At 70.8% G+C, this 9463-nt stretch carries 10 protein-coding genes and 1 tRNA gene; 7 read left to right on the top strand and 4 right to left on the bottom strand.

Going from position 1 to position 9463, the window contains the following annotated elements; translation table 11 throughout:
• The first annotated feature begins 129 nt into the window (after positions 1–129).
• The 4 genes from ccmB to CCR97_RS17690 all read left to right on the top strand — a co-directional run bounded on the left by ccmB (position 130) and on the right by CCR97_RS17690 (position 2427).
• Positions 130–798, top strand: coding sequence for a heme exporter protein CcmB (ccmB, locus tag CCR97_RS17705; protein WP_111357751.1), 669 nt, complete (start codon positions 130–132; stop codon positions 796–798).
• Between the two features lie 74 nt (positions 799–872).
• On the top strand, positions 873–1607 hold the full coding sequence (locus CCR97_RS17700; protein ID WP_111357750.1) for a heme ABC transporter permease: 735 nt from the start codon (positions 873–875) through the stop codon (positions 1605–1607).
• 5 nt (positions 1608–1612) lie between these two features.
• Positions 1613–1837, top strand: a complete 225-nt coding sequence (ccmD, locus tag CCR97_RS17695; RefSeq protein ID WP_111357749.1) for a heme exporter protein CcmD — start codon at positions 1613–1615, stop codon at positions 1835–1837.
• On the top strand, positions 1834–2427 hold the full coding sequence (locus tag CCR97_RS17690) for a DsbE family thiol:disulfide interchange protein (RefSeq protein ID WP_111357748.1): 594 nt from the start codon (positions 1834–1836) through the stop codon (positions 2425–2427). The genes ccmD and CCR97_RS17690 overlap by 4 nt, the downstream gene beginning before the upstream one ends.
• A gap of 231 nt (positions 2428–2658) precedes the next feature.
• Here the strand turns inward: CCR97_RS17690 and proB are convergent, their stop codons facing one another.
• Positions 2659–3834, bottom strand: coding sequence for a glutamate 5-kinase (gene proB, locus CCR97_RS17685; RefSeq protein WP_111357747.1), 1176 nt, complete (start codon positions 3832–3834; stop codon positions 2659–2661).
• Between the two features lie 278 nt (positions 3835–4112).
• On the opposite strand from proB, the gene CCR97_RS17680 reads away from it, so the two are divergent.
• On the top strand, positions 4113–4853 hold the full coding sequence (locus CCR97_RS17680) for a DUF72 domain-containing protein (protein ID WP_111357746.1): 741 nt from the start codon (positions 4113–4115) through the stop codon (positions 4851–4853).
• A gap of 193 nt (positions 4854–5046) precedes the next feature.
• Here CCR97_RS17680 and CCR97_RS17675 read toward each other — a convergent pair whose 3' ends face one another.
• Positions 5047–5958 (bottom strand): PepSY-associated TM helix domain-containing protein, encoded by a 912-nt coding sequence (locus CCR97_RS17675; protein WP_111357745.1) that lies wholly within the window; start codon positions 5956–5958, stop codon positions 5047–5049.
• A gap of 210 nt (positions 5959–6168) precedes the next feature.
• On the opposite strand from CCR97_RS17675, the gene CCR97_RS17670 reads away from it, so the two are divergent.
• Positions 6169–6753: an MOSC domain-containing protein gene (locus CCR97_RS17670; protein ID WP_111357744.1), complete on the top strand. Its 585-nt coding sequence runs from the start codon at positions 6169–6171 to the stop codon at positions 6751–6753.
• A 156-nt stretch (positions 6754–6909) separates the two neighbouring features.
• Here CCR97_RS17670 and CCR97_RS17665 read toward each other — a convergent pair whose 3' ends face one another.
• A complete protein-coding gene (locus CCR97_RS17665) occupies positions 6910–8532 on the bottom strand; it encodes an ABC-F family ATP-binding cassette domain-containing protein (RefSeq protein WP_111357743.1) in 1623 nt (540 codons plus the stop codon).
• 114 nt (positions 8533–8646) lie between these two features.
• Positions 8647–8736, bottom strand: a tRNA-Ser gene (locus tag CCR97_RS17660).
• A 380-nt stretch (positions 8737–9116) separates the two neighbouring features.
• Between CCR97_RS17660 and rplU the strand changes: the two genes are divergently transcribed.
• On the top strand, positions 9117–9449 hold the full coding sequence (gene rplU, locus CCR97_RS17655; RefSeq protein ID WP_111357742.1) for a 50S ribosomal protein L21: 333 nt from the start codon (positions 9117–9119) through the stop codon (positions 9447–9449).
• Positions 9450–9463 lie beyond the last annotated feature (14 nt).

The raw sequence follows: 9463 nt of genomic DNA, 5'->3' as shown, positions 1-9463 counted from the left end.
GTGTGTTTCGGAGTCGCAGCAAGCCTCGGCCTGCTCCCTCCCCCCTTGTGGGGGAGGGGTGGGGAGGGGGGTAGCCGCGCGCGCGTACGTCTCGGTCGGGCCTGCCGCACGCGCGCGAGGAGCCCGAACATGACCGCACTCCGTGCCCTCCTGGTCCGCGACCTCAAGATCGCGCTGCGGGTCGGCGGCGGCGCCATGATGGGGGTGCTGTTCTTCCTCACCGTGGTGACCCTGATGCCGTTCGCCATCGGGCCCGATCTCGCGCTGCTGCGCCGGATCGGCCCGGCGATCCTGTGGATCGGCGCGCTGCTCGCCTCGCTCCTGGCCCTCGACCGGCTGCTCGCCGCCGACCACGACGACGGCTCGCTCGACCTTCTGCTGATGGGCCGGGTGCCGATCGAGCTCGCGGTCGCCGTGAAGGGCGTCGCGCACTGGCTCGCCACCGGCGTGCCGCTGGTGATCGCCGCGCCCATCCTCGGCCTGTTCCTCAACCTGGAGCCGGCCGGGCTCGGCGCCGTGGTGCTGACCCTGCTGGCCGGCACCCCGGCGCTGACCTTCACCGGGCTGATCGGAGCGGCGCTGGCGACCTCGCTGCGCCGCGGCGGTCTCCTGCTGCCCGTGCTCGTGCTGCCGCTGACCGTGCCGGTGCTGATCTTCGGGGTCGCCGCCTCCAACGCCGCGATCGTCGGCCCGGTGCCGTTCGGCACCCCGTTCACGATCCTGTGCGCCCTGACCCTGGTCAGCCTCGTGGTCGGCCCGGTCGCCGCCGGCGCGACGTTGCGCCACGGGATGGAGTAGTCCGGGCGGACGGGTTCACCCCTCCGTAGAAGTGCCGCATTGCGCGGCCAAAGCGTGCGGACTAAGAGACAGCCATGGCCTGGATCGACCTCGCCAATCCGACCCGCTTCCTGCGCCTCGTCGACCGGGTTCTGCCCGTCGTCGCCGGGCTGTCGGTCGTCGCCTTCGCGGTCGCCCTGTGGGGCATCGCCGGCGCGCCCGACGACTATCAGCAGGGCGCCACCGTCAAGATCATGTTCATCCACGTGCCGGCCGCGTGGCTCGGCATGTTCTGCTGGGGCATGATGTCGATGTCGGCGCTCGGCACCCTGGTGTTCCGCCATCCGCTGGCCGACGTCGCCGCCAAGACCGCGGTGCCGCTCGGCGCCGCCTTCACGTTCGTCTGCCTGGTCACCGGCGCCCTGTGGGGGCGGCCGATGTGGGGCACCTACTGGGTGTGGGACGCGCGCCTCACCTCGGTGCTGGTGATGTTCGTGATGTATCTCGGCCTGATGGCGCTGTGGAACACGGTCGAGGACCCGAGCCGGGCCGGCCGCGCCGCCGCGATTCTCACCTTGGTCGGCGCCCTCAATCTGCCGATCATAAAATTCTCGGTCGACTGGTGGAACACGCTGCACCAGCCGGCCTCGGTGGTGCGGGTCGACGGCCCGACCATCCACCCGTCCATCCTGATGCCGCTGCTCGCCATGACGCTGGCCTTCACGCTCCTGTTCGTCGCGCTGCATCTCGCCGCGATGCGCAACGAGGTGTTGAGGCGGCGGGTGCGGACGCTGCGCCTCCTGCAGGCGCAGAGCGCGCGCGGAGCGTGAGTCTCATGGGCAGTGCCGCGTTCCTCGGGCCCCATGCCGTGTTCATCGTCGCCTCCTATGCGGTGACGACGATCGTCGTGGCCGCCCTGGTGCTGTGGGTGTGGGTCGACGGTCGCCGCCAGGCCCGGCTGCTCGCCGACCTCGAGGCGCGCGGCGTTCGCCGCCGCTCGGCCGAAGCACCGGCCGCGACGCCCGCGGCGTCCGCCGTCGTCAAGGAGCCGGCCGCATGACCACGGTCCCGTCGGAGGCAGGGAGCGCGCGCCGGCGCTGGGTCCTGCTGCTGCCGCTCGTCATCTTCATCGCGCTGGCCGGCCTGTTCCTCTATCGGCTCGGCGCCGGCGATCCCTCGGCCCTGCCCTCCGCCCTGATCGGCCAGCCGGCGCCCGCCACCACGCTGCCCGGCATCGCCGGGCTCGAGCGCGACGGCAAGCCGGTGCCGGGGATCGACTCGGCGGACCTGAAGGGCGCCGTCACGGTGTTCAACGTGTGGGCGTCGTGGTGCGTCCCGTGCCGGGACGAGGCGCCGCTCCTGATGCGGCTCGCCGAGGACAAGCGCATCCGCATTGTCGGGCTGAACTACAAGGACGAGCCGGCGAACGCGATCAAGTTCCTGGAGCGCTACGGCAACCCGTATCACGCCACAGGCGCCGACATCCGCGGCCGCGCCGGCATCGAATGGGGCGTCTACGGCGTCCCCGAGACCTTCGTGCTCGCCCGCGACGGCACCATCGCCTACAAGCTGGTCGGCCCGATCACGGCGAAGAACCTCGACACGGTGCTGAAGCCCGAGATCGAGAAGGTTTTAGCGAAGGGGTCGTAGGCGCTCGCGCCTGAAAGCCACGGCATCGTGTCCCGGGCGGAGCGCGCCGCGTCAGCGGCGTGCGCAGACCCGGGACCCAGGAGCCCCGGGCGACACGCTCTTCATATCGGGAACACATGCCGGCAGCGCGGACATGCGCGGCTTGGCTTTACGCTGTCGCCCTGGGTCCCGGGTCTGCGCGCCTCGCTTCGCGATGCGCTCCGCCCGGGACACGGGCGCGTGCGCCCGACCCTACCCCCACGCCACGACGAGGTCGTCGCGGTGGATCACGGCGGTGCGGCCGTGGGTGCCGAGGATCTTCGGGATGTCGGCCGAGGAGTGGCCGCGCAGGCGCTCGGCGTCGGCGGCGTCGTAGGCGACGAGGCCGCGGCCGATCTCGTGGCCGTCCGGCCCGCGCACCAGCACGGCATCGCCGCGGGAGAACTCGCCCTCGATGCGCACGATGCCGGCCGGCAGCAGGCTCTTGCCACGGCGCAGCGCCGCCACGGCGCCGGCGTCGATGACGAGCGTGCCCTTCGGCTCCAGCGAGCCGGCGATCCACTTCTTGCGCGACGTGACGGGATTGCCGGCGGCCAGGAACCAGGTGGCGCGCGCCCCGTCGGCGACGGCGCGCAGCGGGTGGTCGACCCGGCCGGAGGCGATCACCATGTGGGTGCCGCCCGTCGTCGCGATCTTGGCCGCTTCGATCTTGGTGCGCATGCCGCCCTTGGAGAGCTCGGAGGCCGATTCCCCCGCCATCGCCTCGATCTCCGGCGTGATGCCCTCGACCACCGGGATCAGCGTCGCGTCCGGGTTCTGCCCCGGCGGCGCCGTGTAGAGCCCGTCGATGTCGGAGAGCAGCACCAAGAGATCGGCGCTCGCCATGGTGGCGACGCGCGCGGCGAGGCGGTCGTTGTCGCCGTAGCGGATCTCGTTGGTGGCGACCGTGTCGTTCTCGTTGATCACCGGGACGGCCCGCCAGTCGAGCAGGCGCGCCATGGTGGAGCGCGCGTTGAGGTAGCGGCGGCGCTCCTCGGTGTCGCCGAGCGTCACGAGGATCTGGCCGGCCGTGATGCCGTGGCGGCCGAGCGCCTCGGCCCAGATGCGGGCGAGCGCGATCTGGCCGATCGCAGCCGCCGCCTGGCTGTCCTCCAGCGCCAGCGGGCCGCGCGGCAGCCGCAGCATCGAGCGGCCGAGCGCGATGGCGCCCGACGAGACGACCAGCACGTCGCGGCCGTCCTGGTGCAGGCCGGCGATGTCCTCGACCAGCGAGGCGAGCCACGCCGCCTTCAGCCCGGTCTCCTGGTCGACCAGCAGGGCCGAGCCGACCTTCACGACGATGCGGCCGAAGTCGCGCAGCGCCGGCAGCCGGCCGGGCGGCGCGGCCGGGACGCTCGGAGCGGCATCGGAAGGAACGGAGCCGGACATCTGGCGGCCGACGGTTCTTCTGGACGAGGACGGATGACGGGTCACGAACGGCACGACGGGCAGGCCTGAAAACGACAGCGATGGGCTTGGCATCCCACACCCGGCCCGGGTTGGCAATCGAGGCGACGGTCCTGCCGGCCGTCACGGAGGTGCCGCGGTAAAGCCTCGTGATTGCTGCGAAACCGAGTTGCGCCGCCGGGGTTTACACCGCGAGTGCGGCCGTCTGGTGCCGCCATTGGCGTCGCCCCGAGAGCGGCGCGGAAAAAGGAGGCCGGCCCGTGCCAGATACCTCGACGGTCCATATCGGAACCTCGGGCTGGAGCTACGACGGCTGGCGCGGCGTGTTCTTTCCGGGTGACCTGCCCAAGCGGAAATGGCTCGCCTGGTACGGCGGCCGCTTCACCACCACCGAGATCAACGGCTCGTTCTACCGCACGCCGCCGCTCGGCGCCGTCTCGGCGTGGCGCGACCAGACCCCGGACAACTTCGTGTTCGCCTGGAAGGCGTCGCGCTTCATCACCCATTGGAAGCGGCTGTCGCCGCGCACCGCCGAGAGCCTCAAGCTGATGGAGACGCGGCTCGCCACGCTCGGGCCGAAGGCCGGACCGGTGCTGTTCCAGCTTCCGGCCCGCTTCGGCGTCGACCACGAGCGGCTGCGGACCTTCCTCGACCTGCTGGCGCCCGGCCGCCCCTACGTGCTCGAGGTGCGCGACCCGAGCTGGTTCGACGACGAGGTTTATGCGCTGCTGCGCCAGCACGACGTCGCGCTGTGCCTGTCCGACCACCGCGACGCCCGCACGCCGTGGCAGCTCACCGCCCGCCATGTCTATGTGCGCGGGCACGGCCCGCAGGGCGACTATCGCGACCGCTATCCCGAAGCGACGCTGCGCGACTGGGCCGACCACATCCGCACCTGGCAGCAGCAGATGCGCACCGTCTACGTCTATTTCGACAACGACCAGAAGAGCGCCGCCCCGCACGACGCCGCGCGGCTGAAGGAGATTCTGGCGGAGGGGTGAGGCGGGACGAGGCGCGCCATAACTGTTGGCACCGACTCTCCCCGTCACCCTGAGGTGCCCGGCGAAGCCGGGCCTCGAAGGGCGACGGCCCGGGCACCTGTGTCGATTCTCGGGCCGCATCCTTCGAGGCTCGCTGCGCGAGCACCTCAGGATGACGGGGATGCGTCGGATGCAGTCGGCAAAGGACTCGTGATCACGCCGCCGCCGTCTTGGCTCCCGCCCGGCTCCGGTTCTGCAACCGCCGCACCTGCCGGCGCCCCCACAGCCAGAGGCCCGTACCCATCAGGCCGATCAGGGCGAACGACGTGACCACGTTGATCAGCGCCGACCAGACGCCCGCCCAGTTGCCCTCGTGGATCAGCCGCGGCCAGTTGCGCCCGGTCTCGACCAGCCCGGCGCGGCCGACCGCGTAGACCTTGTACTCGCCGCCGTCGTCGACGCGGGCGAGCAGCGCCCGGCCGCGCTGGCGCAGCCACAGCAGCGACGAGGCGTCGTGCCGGGCCGTCACCATGCCGACCGCCTCGCGCAGCGGCACGACCGGGCCGGCCGCCGGCGGCGCCCCCGTGAACGAGATGCCGAAGGCGAGCGCCAGCCCGGTGAGCGGGCTCAGGATCACCAGTGGCAACCCGATCCATGCCATCCCCTTGTGCCAGCCGCCGAGCGTGTTGGCGAACCGTGGCCAGCCCATCAGGATGCCCAGCACGGCGACCACCAGCATGGCGATGGTGCTGGCCGTCACCAGCCAGCCGAGCTCGTAGATCAGCCGCTCGTGGACCTGCCGCGAGGTGAGGAGCGTCCGGGCGAGCGGGCCGATGTCGGCGCGCTCGGCACCGGTGGCGAGGTCGACCACGATCGGCTGGGGCCGCACGCCGGAGATCATCAGCGAGCCGTCGTAGGGCCGCAACGCGACGCCGCGCGCCTTGCCGTCGGGGTCGTGGCGGGCGATCAGCCCGTCGAGCTGCGCCGCCGTGACGCTGCCGGGCTTTTGGCCGGCGATCATCGGCTCGAACGACAGGATCAGCCCGGTGACCAGGACGACGGCGAGCGGCAGCGCGAAGACCAGGGTGATCCAGCGGTGCAGCCGAAGAAGCAGCGGGCGCGACATGACGGCTCCGAACAGTCGCTCGTCCGGCGCGCGGGCAACAGCCTCGGCCGGGCGAGTCTCGTGAACTCTCGGCCCCCGTATTGCCGCACCGCCCCTGACGGCCGGCTGACGGCGACTTGGATCAAGGCCGCCGATGGGCTACGTCCGTCGACCGGAAACACTGTGGCGGTGATGAATCGGACCGGACGTCCGGCAACCTCGAGGTGATCCGTGCCGACCGACGCGACTGCGCGACCGACCGTCTCCTCCGTCCACGCCGGCGCGAAGCACGCGTTCAGCAAGCCGCCCAGCCTGTGGATCCGCCTGATCGAGAATCTGGGCGTCGAGGGCGACGCGCATGCCGGCGCCACCGATCAGCACCTCTATCACATCCGCCGCTTCGGCCCGACCCCGAACCTGCGGCAGGTCCATCTGATCGGGGCGGAGACGCTGGAGGAGCTGGCCGGCAAGGGCCATGTCGTGCGGCCCGGCGAGCTCGGCGAGAACATCTCGACTCGCAACATCGATCTGCTGGCGCTGCCCACCGGCACCCGGTTGCGTCTCGGATCCGACGCCGTGATCGAACTGACGGGCCTGCGGAACCCGTGCGTGCAGATCGACAATTTCCAGAAGGGACTCTTGAAGCACATGGTCGAGCGCGGCCCGATGGGTGTCGCGCTCAAATGCGGCGTGATGAGCGTCGTGATCAGAGGCGGCGAGGTGCGGCCGAACGACCCGATCACGATCGAACTGCCGCCGCTGCCGCACCGCCCGCTGGTCTACGTGCCGCCGGTGCCGGCCGGCGCGACGGCGTGATTTTTAGAGCGCGGGAGTCTGCGGCGCCCTCGTTTCACCTCTCCCCGCCGGGGAGAGGGAGCCGCGCCGCACGCGCCGCGGCGTCAGAGGATACCAGCGCCACCGTCCCGATGCGGCCGGGTGGGCACGCGTCGCGTACACACCCTACGACGCTGATCAGTTCCGCAAGCCCGGCGCCTCGTGGCCGGTGCGGGCGACGTATTCGGTGTAGCCGCCGCCGTACTGGTGGACGCCGTCCGGCGTCAGCTCCAGCACCCGGTTCGACAGCGCGGCGAGGAAATGCCGGTCGTGCGAGACGAACAGCATGGTGCCTTCGTAGTTCGCCAGCGCGCCGATCAGCATCTGCTTGGTCGTGATATCGAGATGGTTGGTCGGCTCGTCGAGCACCAGGAAGTTGGGCGGATCGTAGAGCATCAGCGCCATCACCAGGCGCGCCTTCTCGCCGCCGGAGAGCACGCGGCAGCGCTTCTCCACGTCGTCGCCCGAGAAGCCGAAGCAGCCGGCGAGCGTGCGCAGCGAGCCCTGGCCGGCCTGCGGGAAACTGTCCTCCATCTGCTCGAACACGGTGCGGTCGCCGTCGAGCAGATCCATCGCATGCTGGGCGAAGTAGCCGAGCTTGACGCTGCCGCCGACCGTGACGCTGCCGGCGTCGGGGTCGGTCGCGCCGGCGACGAGCTTGAGCAGCGTCGACTTTCCGGCGCCGTTGACGCCCATCACGCACCAGCGTTCGCGCCGCCGCACCATGAAGTCGAGCCCCTCGTAGATGCGCTTCGACCCGTAGCCCTTGTGCACGCCCTTCAGGCTCACGACGTCCTCGCCGGAGCGCGGCGCGGGGGGAAAATCGAACAGCACGGTCTGGCGCCGGCGCGGCGGCTCGACCTTCTCGATCTTCTCGAGCTTCTTCACACGACTCTGAACCTGGGCTGCGTGCGAGGCGCGCGCCTTGAAGCGCTCGATGAACTTGATCTCCTTGGCCAGCATCGCCTGCTGACGCTCGAACTGCGCCTGCTGCTGCTTCTCGGCGAGCGCCCGCTGGCCCTCGTAGAACTCGTAGTCGCCCGTGTAGGTGGTGAGCGAGCCGCCGTCGATCTCGACGATCTTGTCGACGACCCGGTTCATGAAGGCGCGGTCGTGCGAGGTCATCACCAGGGCGCCCTCGTAGCCCTTCAGGAACTGCTCGAGCCAGATCAGGCTCTCGATGTCGAGATGGTTCGACGGCTCGTCGAGCAGCATGGCGTCGGGGCGCATGAGAAGAATCCGGGCGAGCGCGACCCGCATCTTCCAGCCGCCCGACAGCGCGCCGACGTCGCCCTCCTGCATGGCCTCGTCGAAGCCGAGCCCGCCCAGCACTTCCCGGGCACGCGCCTCGAGGGTGTAGCCATCGAGTTCTTGAAACCGGTGCTGCACCTCGCCGTAGCGCTCGATGATCGCCTCCATCTCGTCGGCGCGATCGGGGTCGGCGAGCGCGTGCTCGAGCTCCTTCAGCTCGGCCGCGACGGCGCTCACCGGGCCGGCGCCGTCCATCACCTCGTAGAGGGCGCTGCGGCCGGCCATCTCGCCGACGTCCTGGCTGAAATAGCCGATGGTGACGCCGCGATCGACCGCCACCTGGCCCTCGTCGGGCGGCTCCTCGCCGGTGATCATCCGGAACAGCGTCGTCTTGCCGGCGCCGTTGGGGCCGACCAGCCCGACCTTCTCGCCACGCTGGATCGCCGCCGAGGCCTCGACGAACAGGAGATGGTGGCCGTTCTGCTTGGAGACGGAATCGAGGCGGATCATGCGGACGGGCTTTTCGGACGTGGCGGACGGCGGCCGGACCGAGCCGGCGACGCCAGCGCGTCGCGGCGGCGAAGCCGGGGCGCCGTCGATGTTACGGAATCGGTGAAGCGCGAGTGGCGGAGAGGGGGAGATTCGAACTCCCGATACGGTTACCCGTATGCCGCATTTCGAGTGCGGTGCATTCAACCACTCTGCCACCTCTCCGCGGGGCCGAGTGCGGGCGTCGCCGCCCGGCGGGACGGACTTCTACAGAACCGGCCGCGCCGACACAAGGGCCATGCGATCGGTGATTGGAGTCGGGTCACCGGCCGTGATGCGAGGCCCGACGACGGGTTCGGGCGCGACAACCCTCGGCCGAATCGCCGCGCGTTCCTTGACTCGGCCGGGAGCCGTCGCCATAAACCCGTCGTGCGGCGCGGGTCCCGAAAGGCCCCGCGCCTTCCCACATGGCCGCGCCGGCTTGCGCTCCCCGAGCGCAAGTCTCTGGCAAGGCTTCCGAATTCGGCTGCTCGCGCGGCCGACCGTGCAACCGACTGAAAGAAGCCGGCCCCTCAAAGGCCGGATCCGAACACGAGGACAGAAAGATGTTCGCAGTCATCAAGACCGGCGGGAAGCAGTACCGCGTGGTCGAGAACGACCTGCTGCAGGTCGACACCGTCGCGGGCGAGACCGGCGACACCGTGACGTTCGGCGAGGTTCTGGTGGTCGGCGGGGACGAGACCCTGCTCGGCGTCCCGACCGTCGCGGGCGCCTCGGTGGCCGGCACGATCGTCCGCCAGGGCCGTGGCCCCAAGGTGATCGCCTTCAAGAAGCGCCGCCGCAAGAACTCGCGGCGCAAGCGCGGGCATCGCCAGGACTTCACGCTGGTCCGCATCACCTCCATTCTCACCGACGGCAAGGCGGCCGCGGCGGAGTGAGACGGGAGCGGGGC

This window comes from Rhodoplanes elegans (assembly GCF_016653355.1).
Lineage (GTDB): Bacteria > Pseudomonadota > Alphaproteobacteria > Rhizobiales > Xanthobacteraceae > Rhodoplanes > Rhodoplanes elegans.
The sequence above is the reverse complement of the archived record's forward strand: the minus strand, read 5'-3'. Positions and strand labels throughout refer to the sequence as shown.